The organism is Mesorhizobium sp. B3-1-6 (assembly GCF_006439555.1).
Taxonomy (GTDB): domain Bacteria; phylum Pseudomonadota; class Alphaproteobacteria; order Rhizobiales; family Rhizobiaceae; genus Mesorhizobium.
This window is the reverse complement of the sequence record NZ_VFTM01000009.1, coordinates 18,044-34,592: the sequence shown is the minus strand read 5'-3', so window position 1 is coordinate 34,592 and position 16,549 is coordinate 18,044. Positions and strand designations below refer to the sequence as shown.

General features: G+C 64.4%; 13 protein-coding genes. All 13 read right to left on the bottom strand.

Annotated elements, in window-relative coordinates:
- Positions 1–119 precede the first annotated feature (119 nt).
- The 13 genes from recN to mraY all read right to left on the bottom strand — a co-directional run bounded on the left by recN (position 120) and on the right by mraY (position 16,542).
- Positions 120–1,793 carry a DNA repair protein RecN gene (recN, locus tag FJ414_RS10070; RefSeq protein ID WP_140644067.1) on the bottom strand — a complete coding sequence of 558 codons (1,674 nt, stop codon included), beginning with the start codon at positions 1,791–1,793 and terminating at the stop codon, positions 120–122.
- 8 nt (positions 1,794–1,801) lie between these two features.
- Complete coding sequence (locus tag FJ414_RS10065) at positions 1,802–2,671, bottom strand: outer membrane protein assembly factor BamD (RefSeq protein ID WP_140644065.1); 870 nt, start codon at positions 2,669–2,671, stop codon at positions 1,802–1,804.
- A 201-nt stretch (positions 2,672–2,872) separates the two neighbouring features.
- Positions 2,873–3,820, bottom strand: coding sequence for a UDP-3-O-acyl-N-acetylglucosamine deacetylase (gene lpxC / locus FJ414_RS10060; RefSeq protein ID WP_140644063.1), 948 nt, complete (start codon positions 3,818–3,820; stop codon positions 2,873–2,875).
- 376 nt (positions 3,821–4,196) lie between these two features.
- Positions 4,197–5,858, bottom strand: coding sequence for a cell division protein FtsZ (gene ftsZ, locus FJ414_RS10055; RefSeq protein WP_140644061.1), 1,662 nt, complete (start codon positions 5,856–5,858; stop codon positions 4,197–4,199).
- A 67-nt stretch (positions 5,859–5,925) separates the two neighbouring features.
- Positions 5,926–7,233, bottom strand: a complete 1,308-nt coding sequence (gene ftsA, locus FJ414_RS10050) for a cell division protein FtsA (protein WP_140644059.1) — start codon at positions 7,231–7,233, stop codon at positions 5,926–5,928.
- Complete coding sequence (locus FJ414_RS10045; protein WP_140644057.1) at positions 7,230–8,174, bottom strand: cell division protein FtsQ/DivIB; 945 nt, start codon at positions 8,172–8,174, stop codon at positions 7,230–7,232. Before FJ414_RS10045 ends, ftsA begins: the two co-directional genes overlap by 4 nt.
- Positions 8,162–9,088 carry a D-alanine--D-alanine ligase gene (locus FJ414_RS10040; protein ID WP_140644055.1) on the bottom strand — a complete coding sequence of 309 codons (927 nt, stop codon included), beginning with the start codon at positions 9,086–9,088 and terminating at the stop codon, positions 8,162–8,164. The genes FJ414_RS10045 and FJ414_RS10040 overlap by 13 nt, the downstream gene beginning before the upstream one ends.
- A gap of 312 nt (positions 9,089–9,400) precedes the next feature.
- Positions 9,401–10,366 carry a UDP-N-acetylmuramate dehydrogenase gene (gene murB, locus FJ414_RS10035; RefSeq protein ID WP_140644053.1) on the bottom strand — a complete coding sequence of 322 codons (966 nt, stop codon included), beginning with the start codon at positions 10,364–10,366 and terminating at the stop codon, positions 9,401–9,403.
- Positions 10,363–11,769 carry a UDP-N-acetylmuramate--L-alanine ligase gene (gene murC / locus FJ414_RS10030; RefSeq protein ID WP_140644051.1) on the bottom strand — a complete coding sequence of 469 codons (1,407 nt, stop codon included), beginning with the start codon at positions 11,767–11,769 and terminating at the stop codon, positions 10,363–10,365. The genes murB and murC overlap by 4 nt, the downstream gene beginning before the upstream one ends.
- Positions 11,766–12,890 carry an undecaprenyldiphospho-muramoylpentapeptide beta-N-acetylglucosaminyltransferase gene (murG, locus tag FJ414_RS10025; protein WP_140644049.1) on the bottom strand — a complete coding sequence of 375 codons (1,125 nt, stop codon included), beginning with the start codon at positions 12,888–12,890 and terminating at the stop codon, positions 11,766–11,768. Before murG ends, murC begins: the two co-directional genes overlap by 4 nt.
- 6 nt (positions 12,891–12,896) lie before the next feature.
- Positions 12,897–14,048 carry a putative lipid II flippase FtsW gene (ftsW, locus tag FJ414_RS10020; protein ID WP_140644047.1) on the bottom strand — a complete coding sequence of 384 codons (1,152 nt, stop codon included), beginning with the start codon at positions 14,046–14,048 and terminating at the stop codon, positions 12,897–12,899.
- Positions 14,048–15,451, bottom strand: coding sequence for a UDP-N-acetylmuramoyl-L-alanine--D-glutamate ligase (murD, locus tag FJ414_RS10015; protein WP_140644044.1), 1,404 nt, complete (start codon positions 15,449–15,451; stop codon positions 14,048–14,050). Before murD ends, ftsW begins: the two co-directional genes overlap by 1 nt.
- 8 nt (positions 15,452–15,459) lie before the next feature.
- The gene (gene mraY / locus FJ414_RS10010) at positions 15,460–16,542 is read right to left on the bottom strand and encodes a phospho-N-acetylmuramoyl-pentapeptide-transferase (RefSeq protein WP_140644041.1); all 1,083 of its coding nucleotides are present in this window, start codon (positions 16,540–16,542) and stop codon (positions 15,460–15,462) included.
- Positions 16,543–16,549: the final 7 nt, after the last annotated feature.

Sequence of the window (16,549 nt, the reverse complement as noted above, 5' to 3'; positions counted from 1 at the left end):
AATTGTGGCGGGCCACTATAAATCAGGATTCGCTGCGAGGGAGTCGGGTTGCGAAGAAATCATTGCTGAACAGCGGGATGCAGCCATCTGCTGACTCAGCCTGCCAGCGTCCAGAAATCTTAAGCCGCCGCGGTATTCTCGCGCAGCAACCGCTCCGCCGCCGCGCGGGCCTCGTCGGTGATGGTGGCGCCGGCCAGCATGCGCGCGATTTCTTCCTGGCGCGCGGCGCGGTCCATTTCGACAATACCGGTGGCCACACGCTCCTTGCCGCCGGATTTCGAGATCAGGAAATGCGTCGCGGCGCGTGCCGCGACCTGCGGAGCATGTGTGACCGAAAGCACCTGCACCCGCTTCGACAACCGCGCCAGCCGCTGGCCGATGGCGTCGGCCACCGCGCCGCCGACGCCGGTATCGATTTCGTCGAACACCAGGGTCGGCGCCGAGCCGCGATCGGCAAGCGCCACCTTCAGTGCCAGCAGGAAGCGCGAGAGCTCGCCGCCCGAGGCGACTTTCATCATCGGCCCCGGCCGTGTGCCTGGATTGGTCCGCACCCAGAATTCGACCTGGTCGATGCCTTCTTCCATGCGGCTTTCGGCATCGCTTCCCATCTCGACGATGAACTCGGCCCGCTCGAGCTTGAGCGCCGGCAGTTCCGCCATCACCGCCTTGGTCAGTCCCCCAGCCGCCGCATGGCGCAGCGACGAAAGCTGCGCCGCGGAAATATCGTAGGCCTCGCGCGCCGCGGCGGCCTGCTTGGCCAGCGCGTGCAGCCGTTCCTCGCCGGCATCGAGATCGGCAAGATCGGCCACCATCGTGTCGCGCAGTTGCGCCAGATCGTCGACCGCGACACTGTGCTTGCGAGAGGCGGCGCGCAGCGCAAACAGACGCTCTTCCGCCTTCTCCAGACGCTGCGGATCATATTCGGTGGCGCGAAGCGCTGCTTCCACGCCAGACTGCGCGGCGTCGAGCGAGATCATCGCTTCATCGAGCGATTTGACCACATCGTCGAGCAGGCCGGGCGCTTCGCTGGACTTGCGCTGCAGCCGCCGCAACAGGCTGGCGAGCTGCGGCAAGGGCGAGGACGGCCCCGACAGCACATCCTGCGCATCATGGATTTCGGTGGCGATCTTTTCGACGCGCATCATCGTCGCGCGCAATTCCGCAAGCTCCGTTTCCTCGCCTGGCTGCGGGTCCAGCTTTGCGAGCTCGGCGACGGAAGCGCGCAGATAATCGGCCTCGCGCGCCGCCGCCTCGACCTTGGCGCGATGCCGCGAAAGCTCCTGCTCGCAGTTTCGCCAGTACCGCCAGGCTTCGCCCGTGCCGCGCACGGCGCCCAGATGGCCGCCGAAACTGTCCAGCAATTCGCGATGCGCGCCGGGATCGACCAGCGCTCGCTCGTCATGCTGGCCGTGGATCTCGACCAGCGCGCGGCCGACATCGCGCATCAGGGTGACGCTGGAGGGCTGGTCATTGACGAAGACGCGGGTGCGGCCATCGGCCGTCTGCACGCGGCGCAGGATGATGTCGCCATCGTCCTCGATATCGTTCCCGGCGAGCAACGCGCGTGCTGGATGGTTGCGCGGCACGTCGAACACGGCGATGACCTGGCCTTGCGCGGCGCCATGGCGGACGAGCGAGGCATCGCCGCGCGAGCCAAGCGCCAGCGACAACGCATCGAGCAGGATGGATTTGCCGGCGCCGGTTTCGCCGGTCAGCACCGAAAGCCCAGGCAGGAAGTCGATGTCCAGCTTCTCGATCAGGACGATATCGCGGATCGACAGTCTGGACAGCATCGCAAGCTTCAGGCGCCGGTGATCAGCTTCCCGGCCTTGGAAATCCACGACCCGGCATTTTCGCGCGGTTCAAGCCCGTTGCTCTGCAGGAGCTTGTAGGAATCCTTGTACCACGAGCTGTCCGGATAGTTGTGGCCGAGCACCGCCGCGGCCGTCTGCGCTTCCGAGGTCAGGCCCATCGCATAGTAGGACTCGGTCAGGCGCGCGAGCGCCTCCTCGACATGGCGGGTGTTGGAATAGTTTTCGACCACGGTGCGGAACCGCTTCACTGCGGCGATGTATTCGCGGCGCTCGAGATAGTAGCGGCCGATCTGCATCTCCTTGCCGGCGAGCTGGTCGTTGGCGAAGCGGATCTTGTCCTTGGCGTCGCCGACATATTCCGAGTTCGGCCAGCGCGTCACCAGATCCTGCATGGTCTGGATGGTCTGGCGCGCTTCCTTCTGGTCCTGGGTGACGTCCTTGATCTGCCGATAGTAGCAGAGGCCGATGATGTACTGCGCGTAAGCCGCGTCGTCGGTCGAGGGATAGAGGGTCAGGTAGCGCTTGGCCGAACCGATCGCCTCGTCATAATTACCGGCGCGGTAGTCGGCGAAAGCGCCCATCACCATCGATTTGCGGGCGAATTCGGAATAGGGATGCTGGCGGTCGACCGCGTCGAACTTCTTGCTCGCCTCGTCGAGGCGGCCGGCATTCATGTTGGCCAGGCCCTGGTTGTAGAGAACGTCGGCCGGCTCGGTCTGGTCGACATAGGTCGCCAGGTTGACATCCTTCTCGGAGGACATGCAGGCCGACAGCACGAGCGCGGGAGCAATCACCGACAGCGCCAGCAAAACACGCCGACGCGGCGTTATCGATCGACCAACTCGCGAAAAAAACATGTTTGGATTCCGCCCCTTCGGCGTCGTTTCGGTCCGGGCCGAAGCCTTAAACCATTATCCCCTTGCCCGGCAACGCTATGTCCGGCCAATCGCACATTTTTGTGGCAAGCCCACGCTGTGGCCAAAGCCGCGCGTTTTGACACCCCTGTGATGCAGCCATGCAACACAAGCCTGACCACAAAGCCAGAAAACGGTTAAAAATCAGATCACCCAGGGTGCGTAGACCGGCCGGCTGACGGCGATCATCTCGGCGACGCGGCCGCGCTCGCGGCGCCTCGTTTCGACGATCTCGAAGGCCGTGTGGTCGGAAAGCAGCCGGCGTAGCGCCGAGGCGTTCATCCGGTGGCCGCCGCGATAGGAGCGGAAGCAGCCGATGAAGCGCGCGCCGGCCAGCGCCAGGTCGCCCATCGCATCGAGCGTCTTGTGGCGGGCGAATTCGTTGGGATAGCGCAGCCCGCCGACATTGATGACGCGGTTGTCGTCGCCGATGACCAGCGAGTTTTCCAGCGAGGAGCCAAGCGCGTAGCCGGCGGCCCAAAGCCGCTCGACGTCTTTCATGAAGCCGAAGGTTCGCGCCCGCGCGATGTCGCGGCGGAAGATGTCGGGATTGATGTCGGAAGCGAATTGCTGGCGGCCGATCGCCGGGCTCTCGAAATCGATCTCGATCTCGAATCGCGTGCCGTCATAGGGGCGGAACTCCGCCCAGGACGCACCGGCTTCCACCCGCACCGGCTTGACGACGCGGATGTAGCGACGCTTCACCGCCAGCGTCTCGATACCGGCCTGGTCGATGGCTTCGACGAAGGCCATGGCGCTGCCATCGAGGATAGGGACTTCCGAACCGTCGATTTCTATGATGAGGTTGTCGATGCCAAGACCGAACACGGTGGCCATCAGATGCTCGACGGTGCCGATATGCTCGCCGGTCGGATCGCCAAGCATGGTGCATAGATCCGTGGCGCCGACTTCGGCGACCAGGGCGCGGAATTCTCGGGCTTCGCCGCCGTTCGAAAGATGGAAGACGATGCCCGTGTCGGCGTCGGCCGGCAGGAAATGAACGGTGACGGTTTTGCCGCTATGAACGCCGATGCCAGCCAGCCTCGCGCGCGATTTCACTGTCGTCTGATAGTCGTGCAAGAGTAACCCCATACGCCCAAAATGCCTGCGTCCGCTCCATCGGCCTTGGGTATCTTGCAGCCAGTCGAATGGTCTGGCGCTCGCACAAAGGCGGCAAAATAGTCAAGAGCATGCGGCTCTGTGTGATCGGCAGGCAGGGCTACTCCCCGAATCCCGGCAAACCGACTTTAGTCCGTGGCGAAGATAATGGCCCGCTTTGGAGACTCCAAATCACGGTTTCTTTCCCCGTGTAACTGCGGGACTGTGTCAGAAGCAGCTCATAAGCCGCTGTTTTCAATGAATTTTATAAAAGCAACAGGCAGACGATACCTCGTCTGCCTGTTAACAACCGTTATATATCGTTAACGATCGGCGGCCCGTATCGACGATCGGCCGGTCCGCCGTATTGTTAGTTGGCCTGGCGGCGCAGGAAAGCCGGGATTTCCAGCTGGTCGTCTTCCTGGACAGTGCGGGCCTGCGGTGTCAGCCGGCCCTGATCGTCGAGCTGGCCGCGACGCGGCGCGTAGAGCTGCGGATCCTGGCTGGCGAGACGGCGCATCTCGGGCGCGGCCTGGCGCAGCTTCGGCTCGCGTGGCTGCGCCGGCTGGAGCCGGGCCGGCTCTTCCTCGCGGCGGGTCAGGCCGTTGGTCAGCCGCTTGATCAGCCCCATCGGACCGCTGTTCTCATGGTCCGCCGGACGGGCCTTGGCTTCGACTTCAGCCCTTACCACCGGCGGAAAGTCCTCCACGCGCGGCATGCGCTGCGGGGCAGCGGCCATCGGCTGCGGCATCTCGCGCTGCGGCGCGGGCTGCTGCATGATCTGCTGTGGCACCACCGGCTGCGGCTGCGGCTGGGCCGGCGGGGCCTGGAAGATCTTGCTCTGCGGCCGGAAGTCGTCGACCGGCACGGCGCGCGGCTGTGCCATGGCAGCAGCGTTCGCCTCGGCAAGCTGGATCGCCTCGGCGACCGGATCGGCCGCGCGCGGCTCGTAGGCTTGCGGCTGAACCGGCGCGGGGCGGATTTCGGCAACCGGAGCCGCCGCCGGGCGGGCGGCCGGCTTCTGCGGCGCGCGGATCGAGATCGGCGCAGCCGCGATTTCGGCCGCCGACTTGTCGATGCCGGTGGCGACGACCGACACGCGGATCACGCCTTCCAGCTCTTCGTCGAAGGTGGCGCCCAGGATGATGTTGGCGTCCTGGTCGACCTCCTCGCGAATGCGGGTCGCTGCCTCGTCGACTTCGAACAGGGTCAGGTCGCGGCCGCCGGTGATCGAGATCAGCAGGCCCTTGGCGCCCTTCATCGAGGTTTCGTCGAGCAGCGGGTTGGCGATCGCGGCTTCCGCCGCTGCCATCGCGCGGCCCTCGCCCGAAGCCTCGCCCGTGCCCATCATCGCCTTGCCCATCTCGCGCATCACCGAACGGACGTCGGCGAAGTCGAGATTGATCAGGCCTTCCTTGACCATCAGGTCGGTGATGCAGGCGACGCCCGAATAGAGCACTTGGTCGGCCATGGCGAAGGCATCGGCGAAGGTGGTCTTGTCATTGGCCAGCCGGAACAGGTTCTGGTTGGGGATGACGATCAGGGTGTCGACGCACTTCTGCAGCTCCTCGATACCCATGTCGGCCGTCTTCATGCGGCGCTGGCCTTCGAAATGGAACGGCTTGGTGACGACGCCGACGGTGAGGATGCCTTTCTCGCGCGCCGCGCGGGCAACGACCGGAGCAGCGCCCGTGCCGGTGCCGCCGCCCATGCCGGCGGTGACGAAGCACATATGGGTGTTGGAGAGATGATCGATGATCTCGTCGATGCACTCTTCCGCCGCCGCGCGGCCGACTTCCGGCTGCGAGCCGGCGCCGAGGCCTTCGGTGACATGCGCGCCGAGCTGGATCAGCCGCTCGGCCTTCGACATGGTCAACGCCTGTGCGTCGGTATTGGCCACCACGAACTCGACGCCGCGCAGGCCGGCTGTGATCATGTTGTTCACGGCATTGCCGCCGCCGCCGCCGACACCGAACACGGTGATACGGGGCTTAAGCTCGGTGATGTCCGGCTTCTGCAGATTGATGGTCATTGTCTCCGTCCTTTGCCTTTCCCGCCGCCTCGCCGCTGCGGCCGCCTATGGGGCTGTCCCCGTCAAATTAAAAACTGTCTCTCAACCACTGACTCATGCGATGCAGTTTTCCGCCCGTCCCGGTCATCCTGAAACCGGAAAGTCCTTTCGCCGAATGGCTCTCGAAGCTCGCCATCTGCGGATAGATCATCAGTCCGACCGGGGTCGAGAACGCCGGTCCCTTGGCCGCCTCAGGCAGGCCCGCGACGCCGAGCGGCCGGCCGATGCGCACATTGCGCCCGAGGATGCGGCGCGCCGCTTCCGGCAGGCCGGCGAGCTGGCTGGCGCCACCGGTGAGCACGACGCGCTTGCCGACGGCATTGCCGTAGCCGGACTTGTTCAGCCGGTCGCGCAAAAGCTCCAGTGTCTCGTCGATGCGGGCGCGGATGATGCGCGTCATCACCGAGCGCGGAATCTGCAGCGGCACATCGCCTTCCTCGCCGATTGGCTGGATCGAGACGAGGTCGCGGTCGTCGGCGCTGCCGGGCAGCGCCGAGCCATGCATGACCTTCAGCCGCTCCGCGGCATCAAGCGAGGTCGACAGGCCCTTGGCCATGTCGAGCGTCACATGGTTGCCACCGATGGCGATGGCGTCGCCGTGAACGAACTTGCCTTCCGAGAACACCGAGATTGTCGTCGTGCCGCCGCCCATATCGATGCAGGCGGCGCCCATTTCGAGCTCGTCGTCGACCAGCGAGGCAAGCCCGCTGGCATAGGGCGTCGCCACCATGCGCTCGACCGACAGATGCGAGCGGTTGATGCAAAGCTCGAGATTGCGCATCGGTGCGGCATCGCCAGTCAAGACATGCATGTCGACGCCAAGCGCATCGCCCACCATGCCGCGCGGGTCGCGTATGCCGCGCTCGCCATCGAGCGAGAAACCGACGGGCAGCGAATGGATCACCTCACGCTCGGCCCGCAGCGCCTGCTTGGCACCGGCGGCGAGCACCCGCTTGATGTCGACTTCCTCGACCTGATGACCACCGAGATTGATCGTCGCCGAAAAGGCTTCGCTCTTCAGCCGGCCGGCCGTCATGTTGACGATGAGGGAATCGACCGTGAGCCCGGCCATGCGCTCGGCCGCATCGACGGAGAGGCGAATCGCATGCTCGGCGCGATCGAGATCCACCACCACGCCGGACTTTACGCCTTGCGACTTCTGGTGGCCGATGCCGATCACCTGGATGCGATGCGAACGCCCACGCAGAAGCTTGCCGTCCTCGTTCGGCTTGAGCTTCGCCACGACACAGCAAACCTTGCTGGACCCGACATCGAGCACCGTGAGCGTGCCCGACCGGCGCGAAGAAGCGTCACCGCTGCCGCCAAGCCAGCTCATATCTTTCTCTCCACCTTGCGCTTGGCCAGGTTCTTCGGCTTTTCGCTGAGCGCGGCTTCGCGCTGCGTCGCCGCTTCCGGCGAAAGCTCCACGACCAGCCTGTCAGGGAGCCTCATGTCGACGGCGGCGATGTCGCGGGTCAGCAACCCGTTGTCATGGTCGAGCTTGACGAGCTCAGCGATCGCCTGGTCCTCGTCGTCCTCCGGCAGCTTGATCGTGATGCCGTTCTCAAGCCTCAGGTCCCAGCGGCGCTCGCCGACACGGATGTAACCTTTGACCCGCGCCGCCAGCGCGGGGTAGCGCTCGATCTTGGCGAGAAAGGCCGGCGCCATCGCCGGCGCGCCCGTGCCGATAATCAGCGGGAGCAGCGCCTGCTTGCCACCCGAGAACGGCGCGATCATCTCGCCCGACCGTTCGATGACAGAAACCGAGGTGCCCTGCTGCCAAAGCGCGAAGGGCTGGCGCTCCTCGATGCGCACTTCCAGCGTATGCGGGTAGATCTTGCGCACAGCGGCACCCTCGACCCATGGCAGCGTCGCGATACGCTCGCGCGCAGCCTCGGCATCGAAGCCGATCAGCGAGGTCCAGCCGTCGAGGCCGAGCCGGTCCAGCACATCGATCTCGGACGTCTGGCGATTGCCGACCACCTTGATCTGGTCGACGGCAAAACCGGTGCGGGCCGTGATGCCCTGCACGATGCTGTCGGTGTAGCCGCCAAGATAGGCGCCATAGGCGCTGCTGGATGCGATCAACGCGGCGGAAAGGATCGCCGCCGAAAAGCGCGGCGCCTCATACTCGCCGCCGCACAGGCGCGCCAGGACGCGCATCGGCCGGCGGAGCTGACGCGGCAATACGAAACGGTCGAATGACAGCGACATGCCGAACAGCGCGAAACCAGCCGCGCCACCGCCATTACCCTGTCCCCACCTCAACGCAGACACGAAGCGTCCTCCACCATCCAACTCAACAAATCGCCGAACGAGTGCCCCGCTTGCGCGGCGATTTCAGGCACCAGAGACGTCGGCGTCATGCCCGGCTGAGTGTTGACCTCGAGCCAGACAACCTCGCCGTTTTCGGAGTGACGGTCGTCGTAACGGAAGTCCGATCGGGAAACGCCCCGGCAACCAATGGCAAGATGAGCCTTGAGCGCCAGTGTCTGTATTTTTTGGTAAATATTCGGTGAAATTTTAGCAGGGATTTCGTGTTTTGATCCGCCGGGAACATATTTTGAATCGTAGTCGTAGAAGGAATGCCCGGTCGGAATGATCTCGCAGACGCCGAGCGCCACGTCGCCCATCACCGCGCAGGTCAATTCGCGCCCATGGATGTAGCGCTCGACCATGACGGTCTCGCCATATTGCCACTCGGTCGAACCGATCACCTGAGGCGGATGCGACTGCCCCTCATGCACGATGACCACGCCGAAGCTCGATCCCTCATTGACCGGCTTGACCACATAAGGCGGCCTCATCGGATGCTTGTTCTGGACGGCGAAGCGGTTGACCACCTTGGATTCCGCGACCGGAATGCCGGACGCCTTGGCAATCTTTTTGGCCAGTTCCTTGTTCATGGCCAGCGCCGAAGCGAGCACGCCCGAATGGGTGTAGGGAATTCCGAGATATTCGAGAATTCCCTGAATGGTGCCGTCCTCGCCGAACGGACCATGCAGCGCATTGAAGGCGACGTCGGGTTTGAGCTCGGCAAGCACAGACCCGACATCGCGCGAAACATCGACACGGGTGACCTGATAGCCTTCATTCTCGAGCGCATCCGCACACGCCTTCCCCGAGGACAGAGACACGGGCCGCTCCGAGGAGAATCCACCCAGGAGGACAGCCACATGCTTGTTCTTCATTCCCGTCATCCCCTCTCACGCCGGGTCTGCAACCGATATTCCCGCACCGTATTTCCAAACATTGAGTCCGAGTCTTCCGGCAGGTTGCCCCCCAGACGGAAAACGCGGATTCACGCGTCGAACGACTCAAATCAGGAAACGCTTTAGGGCAGAGAATCAGAGAGTTGATTCGCTGGCAAGTGCCTATGATTCCGAGAGATTCACTTTCCGCGAAAACAGCCGCAAAAAGTGAATTGTGAGTCTTTAAGGCAACGGTTTTACGGCCATTTCAGATTGCTGGAAGTTCAAGTATCACATGAACTTCAGCCCAAGCTAAAGGAGCTGCCCGAGGAACTCCTGCACCGCATGGCCGGGGCGGAAATTGCCGAGGCGCTTGATCTCCCAATGCAGCCGGATGCCGGAATTCTCAAGCACCCGCGCCCGCACCGTCTCGCCGAGATATTCGAGGTCGTAGCCGGTTGCCGTGCCGGTGTTGATCATGAAGTTGCAATGCATCGGCGACATCTGCGCGCCGCCGATCATCAGCCCGCGGCAGCCCGCCTTGTCGATTTCCTTCCAGGCCGAGGTGCCTTCCGGATTCTTGAAGGTCGAGCCGCCGGTTTTCTCGCGGATCGGCTGCACCGTCTCGCGGTGGTTCTGCACGGCATCCATCGCGGTCTTGATCGCGGCCTTGTCCTCCGGAAACCCTTCGAAAATAGCTGAGGTGAAGATCAGGCCGGAAGGCGCGGATGAGTGGCGATAGGCATAGCCCATATCGTCAGTGAGCAACGTATGGAGATTGCCTTTGCGGTCCAGCGCCCTCACCTCGACGACCCGCTCGCGGGTCTCGACGCCGTTGGCGCCGGCGTTCATCCTGAGCGCGCCGCCAATGGCGCCGGGGATGCCGTGGTAGAAATGGAAGCCGCCGATACCGGCCTCGTGGGCAACCGCTGCGAGGCGCTTGTCGGGCGTAGCAGCGCCCGCCTTGATGCCGATCGACGAAACAACCTCGGCCTCACCAAAACCCTTGGCCGAGAGCCTGATGACGAAGCCCGGAATGCCGCCGTCGCGCACCAGAAGGTTCGAGCCGACGCCGACCACCGTGACCGGCACCTCTTCCGGCACCGCGCGCAGGAAGGCCGCCAGGTCTTCCTCGTCGGCCGGCTGGAACAGCGCCTCGGCCAGGCCGCCGGCCCGGAACCAGGTGATCTTGTCCATCTCCGCGTTCGGCGTGATACGGCCGCGCAGGCCGGAAAGCTTGTCGCCGAGCTTGTCGATCAGGTCTTGGCCACGCATCATGAGGGCGTCCCACCCAGTTCCTTGGGCAGCGCATAGGCCCATTGCGTGATGTTGCCGGCGCCGAGGAAGACGACGAAATCGCCAGGCTTGGCAAGCTCGCGAATGACTGGCGCGATCGCCGCCGCGCCATCGATATAGCGCGCGTCGCGATGGCCGCCCGAGCGGATGCGCGACACCAGCGCGTCGGAGGTCACGCCTTCGATGGGCTCTTCGCCTGCCGCATAGACCGGCGCCACCATCACCGTGTCGGCGTCGTTGAAGCAGACCGAGAACTCCTCGAAGAGATCGTGCAGGCGGGTGAAGCGATGCGGCTGCGCGATGGCGATCACACGCCCCTTGGTCGCGCTGCGCGCGGCCTTCAGCACCGCCGCGATCTCGACCGGATGGTGACCGTAATCGTCGAACACCTCGACGCCGTTCCACGAACCGGTATGGGTGAAGCGCCGCTTGACGCCGGCGAAGGACGACAGGCCCTTCTTGATCGCCTCGGCCGAGAGGCCAAGCTCATGCGCGACGGCAATCGCCGCCGTCGCGTTGGAGACGTTGTGCCGGCCGGGCATCGGCAGGCGCAGATCATTTATCGAAGTCGTGCCCCGCCCCTTGCGATCGCGGATCACGACATCGAATTCGGAGATCGCACCTTGCATCCGGTGGTTGGTGAAGCGCACATCGGCCTGCGCGTTCTCGCCATAGGTGATGACGCGACGGTCCTCGATGCGGCCGACCAGCGCCTGCACTTCCGGGTGGTCGGTGCACATCACGCCGAAGCCGTAGAACGGGACGTTCTCGACGAACTGGCGGAAGGCCTCGCGCACCTTGTCGAAGCTGCCATAGTGGTCGAGATGCTCGGGATCGATGTTGGTGACGACGGCGATGTCGGCCGGCAGCTTCAGGAAGGTGCCGTCGCTCTCGTCGGCTTCGACCACCATCCACTCACCATCGCCCATGCGCGCATTGGTGCCGTAGGCGTTGATGATGCCGCCATTGATGACGGTCGGGTCGAGCCCGCCGGCCTCGAGCAGCGTCGCCACCATGGAGGTGGTCGTCGTCTTGCCATGCGTGCCGCCGATGGCAACGGCCTGACGGAAGCGCATCAGTTCGGCCAGCATCTCGGCTCGGCGGACGATCGGCAGCAACTTCTCGCGCGCGGCTTTCAGTTCCGGGTTGGATTTCTTGATAGCGGTCGAAACGACCACGACTTCGGCGTCGCCGAGATTCTCGGCCTTGTGGCCGACGAAGCATTCGATGCCCTTGTCGCGCAGCCGCTGCACATTGGCGCCGTCGGTCTGGTCGGACCCCTGCACCTTGTAGCCGAGATTGTGCAGCACCTCGGCGATGCCGCTCATGCCGATGCCGCCGATGCCGATGAAATGCACAAGGCCGATCGTCTGCGGCATCTTCATGCGCGCGTCCTCCTGTAGTCCGAAACCGTTTTGCCGGACGCAATAGCCTCTGTCAGATCGGCGAGCAACTGCGCCGCGTTCGGTTTCCCGGCCGAGCGGGCGGCGGCGGCCATGGTCGCCAGCCGGTTCGGAGCCTTCATCAGCCCACCGACCAACTCGGCGATCCGCTCCGCCGACAGCGTCGATTGCGGGTGGAGTTCGGCCCCGCCGGCGGCGGCAAGGGCCGCGGCATTCGCCGCCTGGTCGTGATCGAGCGCGTGCGGATAAGGCACCAGCAGCGCCGGCCGGCCGATGACGGCGATTTCCGAAACCGTCGAGGCGCCGGAGCGCGACATCACCAGATGCGCTGCCCCCATGCGCGCCGCCATGTCGGTGAAGAAGGGCGAAACCTGGACGTCGACGCCGAGTTCGGCATAGGCGGCCTTCACCCGCGCCACATCCTCGGCGCGCGCCTGCTGGGTGATCGCCAGCCGCTTGCGCTGGTCTTGCGGCAAAAGCGCGATCGCTGCCGGAACCGCATCGGAAAAGAACTGCGCGCCCTGGCTGCCGCCGAACACCAGGAAGCGGAACGGCTCGCCCTCGTTCGGTACCACGTAAGGCGTTTTCGCCGCCTCGAGGACCTGCGGCCTGACCGGATTGCCGGTGGTCACCGTCTTTGCGCCGTCAGCGCTCGCGCCCTCCGGCAGGAAGCCGCCGGCAATCGCATCGACGCGGCTGGCAAGCGCCTTGTTGGCGCGGCCCATGACGGCGTTCTGCTCATGGATCAGCGTCGGCACTCTTCGCCTTGTCGCCGCATAGAGCGGCGGCAGTGTCGGATAGCCGCCGAAGCCGACGACCGCCTCCGGCTTGATCCTGGCGATGATTCTTCCTGCTTCGCGCACGCCCTGCCAGATTTTCCAGAAGGCCGAGATCACCGCGACCGGATTCCTCGATCCCAGCGTCGCCGAGGCGATCGCGTGGATGTCGGCGGCGGGAAACTGGCCGGAATAACGCTCGGCGCGACGGTCGGTGGCGAGATGCACCTTCCAGCCGCGTTCGATCAGCTCATGCGCCAGCGCCTCGGCCGGAAACAGATGTCCGCCCGTTCCGCCGGCTGCAAGCAGGATGACACCCTTCGCCATTCTGCCTCATTCCGCCGGCATTGCGCGCTGCGAGAGGACGAAGCCCATCTGCTTGCGCTTTTCCGGACGCTTGCGCGTCAATGCGAGCACCATGCCCATCGAGACGGCGATGGCGATCTGCGAGGAGCCGCCATAGGAGATGAAGGGCAGCGTCATGCCCTTGGCAGGCATCAGTTGCAGGTTCACGCACATGTTGATGGCCGATTGCAGGCCGAAGACGGTGACGAGGCCGCCGACCGCATAGCGGGTGAAATCGTCCTGCTCCTTGAGCGCGATGCTCAAGCCGCGCAGCACGATGAAGGCGAAGATCGACATGATAAAGAAGCACATGATGAGGCCGAACTCCTCGCCCGCGACCGAGAAGACGAAGTCGGTATGAGCATCCGGAACAATGCGCTTGACGGTTCCTTCGCCCGGCCCAACGCCGAACCAACTGCCGTTGATGAGTGCCTCGCGGCCCATGTCGACCTGGAAGGTATCGCCTTCGCCGGTCAGAAACTTGTCAATGCGCAAGGCAACGTGCGGGAACACCGAATAGGCCGCGAACAGGCCGCTCGCCCCGATGACGCCGAGGGCCATGATCCACAGCCACGGCAGGCCGGCCATGAAGAACATGACACCCCATGTGCCGGTCACCAGCATGGTCTGGCCGAGGTCGGGCTGAGCGACCAGGAGAGAGACCACCAGCACAAGCAGCAGGAGGGCGAACAGGTTGCCGGGAATATCGGGCTGGCGCTTATGCTCGGCAAAGAGCCAGGCGCAGATGACGACGAAGGCCGGCTTCAGGAATTCGGATGGCTGAATGGAAAGCCCGGCGAGCGACACCCAGCGCCGCGCCCCCTTCACCTCGACGCCGACGTAGAGCACCGCCACCATCAGCACCAGCATGATGCAGAGCATCACCAGCGACATGCGCCTTATCTGCCGCGCCTCCAGGAAGGAGACCGCAAGCATGACGATCAGCGCCGGGATGGTGAAGATGACCTGTCTGGTGGCGAAGTGAAAGCTGTCGAGGCCGATACGCTCGGCCACCGCAGGGCTCGCCGCGAAGGACAAGATAATGCCAAGTCCCATCAGCGACAGGAACGCGGCCAGGAACCAGCGATCGATCGTCCACCACCAGGTTGCGACAGGACTTTTGTCGAGACGGCTTTGCATCAACGTGGCCCTCCGATGGGTTTCACACCATCTATAGCAGTCGCAGCTTGCCTGAAGGCTTCGCCGCGAACTTCGAAATTCTTGAACTGGTCGAAACTGGCGCAGGCCGGCGAAAGCAGCACCACGGCCTCGCCGCCGGTGTCCTTTGCCGCGGCGGCGGCGGCATGCTCGACCGCCGCCGCCAGCGTTCCGGATATCTCGTAAGGCACCGTCTCGCCGAGCGTCGCCGCAAAGGCGGGCGCCGCCTCGCCGATCAGATAGGCCTTGGCGATGCGCGGGAAGAAGCCGCGCAGCGGCTCGATGCCGCCTTCCTTGGGCAGGCCGCCGGCGATCCAGTAGATACGGTTGGCGAAGCTCGACAGCGCGGGCGCTGCAGCATCGGCATTGGTCGCCTTGGAATCGTTGACGAACAGCACATGGTCCTTGCGGCCGACCTGCTCCATGCGGTGCGCCAGCCCGGGGAAGCTTTCGAGCCCGGCCTGGATCTCGCCAAGCTCGAGCCCGACCTTCAGGCAGGCGACAACGGCGGCCAGCGCATTCTGCGCATTGTGCTGGCCGCGCAGCGAGCCGATGCCTTCGAGGAAGGCGACGCGGCTGTAGCGGCCATGCACGGCTTCCATCAGATTGGTGCCGTCGGCGAAATAGCCGTCGGTCAGTGGCAGGCGCTTGGAAATGCGGATGACCTGCCGGCCGGCGCGCTCCAGGCGGTCGGCGATCTGGGCGCACCAGGAATCGTCGACGCCGATGATCGCGGTGTCTGAGCCGGCGACCAGCCTTTCCTTGATCGAGGCGTAATGCGCCATCGTGCCATGCCGGTCGAGATGGTCCGGCGTCAGGTTGAGCAGGATGCCGGCGGTCGGATTGATCGAGGGCGCGAGATCGATCTGGTAGGACGAGCACTCGACCACATAATGCCGTGTCGGCTCGGGCGGATCGAGCGTCATGATGGCACGGCCGATATTGCCGCCCATCTGCGTGTCGCGGCCCGCCGATTTCAGGATATGCGCCGTCAGCGCCGTCGTCGTGGACTTGCCGTTGGTGCCGGTGATCGCGACGAAAGATGCTGCCGGCGCGCGGCTGATGCGCTCGCGGCAGAACAGCTCGATATCGCCGATGACCTCGACGCCGGCGCCGCGCGCGAGCTCCACCGTCCAGTGCGGCTTGGGGTGCGTCAGCGGTACCCCTGGCGACAAAACGAAGGCGGCGAAGTGCTGCCAGTCGGCGGCGTGCAGATCGCCGGTCGCAATCCCCGCGGCCGCCGCCTTGGCGACGCTGTCCGGATTGTCGTCCCACGCCAGCACCTCGGCGCCCCCCGCGATCAGCGCATGCGCGGTGGCGATCCCCGAGCCGCCAAGCCCGAAGAGCGAAACGCGTTTGCCTGAAAAGGAAAAGGCGGGGATCAAGCGGTGTCCTATCTCAGCTTGAGCGTGGAGAGGCCGACCAGCGCCAGGATGACGGCAATGATCCAGAAGCGGATCACCACCTGGCTTTCGGTCCAGCCGAGCTTTTCGAAATGGTGATGGATCGGCGCCATCAGGAAAACGCGCTTGCCGGTCATCTTGAAGTAGCCGACCTGGATGATGACCGACAGGATCTCGACCACGAACAGGCCGCCGACGATGACCAGCACGATCTCGTGCTTGGTGGCGACCGCGATGGTGCCGATCAGGCCGCCCATCGCCAGCGAGCCGGTGTCGCCCATGAAGATCGCGGCCGGCGGCGCGTTGAACCAGAGGAAGCCAAGGCCCGCGCCGATTACCGCGCCGAGCACGACGGCGAGCTCGCCGGTGCCGGGAACGAAGTGGATCTGCAGATATTCGGCGAAGACCGCGTTGCCCGAAAGATAGGCGATGACGCCGAAGGACGCCGCCGCGATCATGATCGGCACGATCGCCAGACCGTCGAGGCCGTCGGTCAGGTTCACCGCATTGCCGGCGCCGACGATGACGAAGCAGGAGAACGGGATGAAGAACCAGCCGAGGTTGATGAGGAATTCCTTGGCGAAGGGGAAAGTCAGCGACGACGAGAACGGCGCCTGGCCGTTGTGCATGATCACCCACGCGGCGATTGCCGCGACGATGAACTCGATCGCCAGCCTCGCTTTGCCGGAGAAGCCCAGATGCGACTGCTTGGTGACCTTGAGATAGTCGTCGTAAAAGCCGATCGAGCCGAAGCCGACGGTGACCAGCAGCACCACCCAGACATAGATGCTGGACAGGTTAGCCCATAAGAGCGACGAACCGATGATGCCGGACAGGATCATCAGCCCGCCCATGGTCGGCGTTCCGGCCTTCTTGAAATGGGTCTGCGGGCCATCGGCGCGGATCGGCTGGCCCTTGCCTTGCCGCAGGCGCAGCGAATTGATGATCGTCGGCCCGAAGATGAAGACGATCAGCGCCGACGTGATCAGCGCGCCGCCGGTGCGAAAAGTGATGTAGCGGAAGACGTTGAAGAACGAGATTTTGTCCGCGAAATCGACGAGCAATGTGAACATGGTTTTT

What these genes read in the sequence shown, in the direction of transcription:
- ftsA (WP_140644059.1), bottom strand. Translation starts at nt 7,233, where the DNA reads ATGAGCTGGCTTGGCGGCAGCGGTGACGCTTCTTCGCGCCGGTCGGGC.
- FJ414_RS10065 (WP_140644065.1), bottom strand. Translation starts at nt 2,671, where the DNA reads ATGTTTTTTTCGCGAGTTGGTCGATCGATAACGCCGCGTCGGCGTGTT.
- murC (WP_140644051.1), bottom strand. Translation starts at nt 11,769, where the DNA reads ATGAAGATGCCGCAGACGATCGGCCTTGTGCATTTCATCGGCATCGGC.
- FJ414_RS10040 (WP_140644055.1), bottom strand. Translation starts at nt 9,088, where the DNA reads ATGAAGAACAAGCATGTGGCTGTCCTCCTGGGTGGATTCTCCTCGGAG.
- ftsZ (WP_140644061.1), bottom strand. Translation starts at nt 5,858, where the DNA reads ATGACCATCAATCTGCAGAAGCCGGACATCACCGAGCTTAAGCCCCGT.
- murG (WP_140644049.1), bottom strand. Translation starts at nt 12,890, where the DNA reads ATGGCGAAGGGTGTCATCCTGCTTGCAGCCGGCGGAACGGGCGGACAT.
- lpxC (WP_140644063.1), bottom strand. Translation starts at nt 3,820, where the DNA reads ATGGGGTTACTCTTGCACGACTATCAGACGACAGTGAAATCGCGCGCG.
- ftsW (WP_140644047.1), bottom strand. Translation starts at nt 14,048, where the DNA reads ATGCAAAGCCGTCTCGACAAAAGTCCTGTCGCAACCTGGTGGTGGACG.
- murB (WP_140644053.1), bottom strand. Translation starts at nt 10,366, where the DNA reads ATGATGCGTGGCCAAGACCTGATCGACAAGCTCGGCGACAAGCTTTCC.
- recN (WP_140644067.1), bottom strand. Translation starts at nt 1,793, where the DNA reads ATGCTGTCCAGACTGTCGATCCGCGATATCGTCCTGATCGAGAAGCTG.
- mraY (WP_140644041.1), bottom strand. Translation starts at nt 16,542, where the DNA reads ATGTTCACATTGCTCGTCGATTTCGCGGACAAAATCTCGTTCTTCAAC.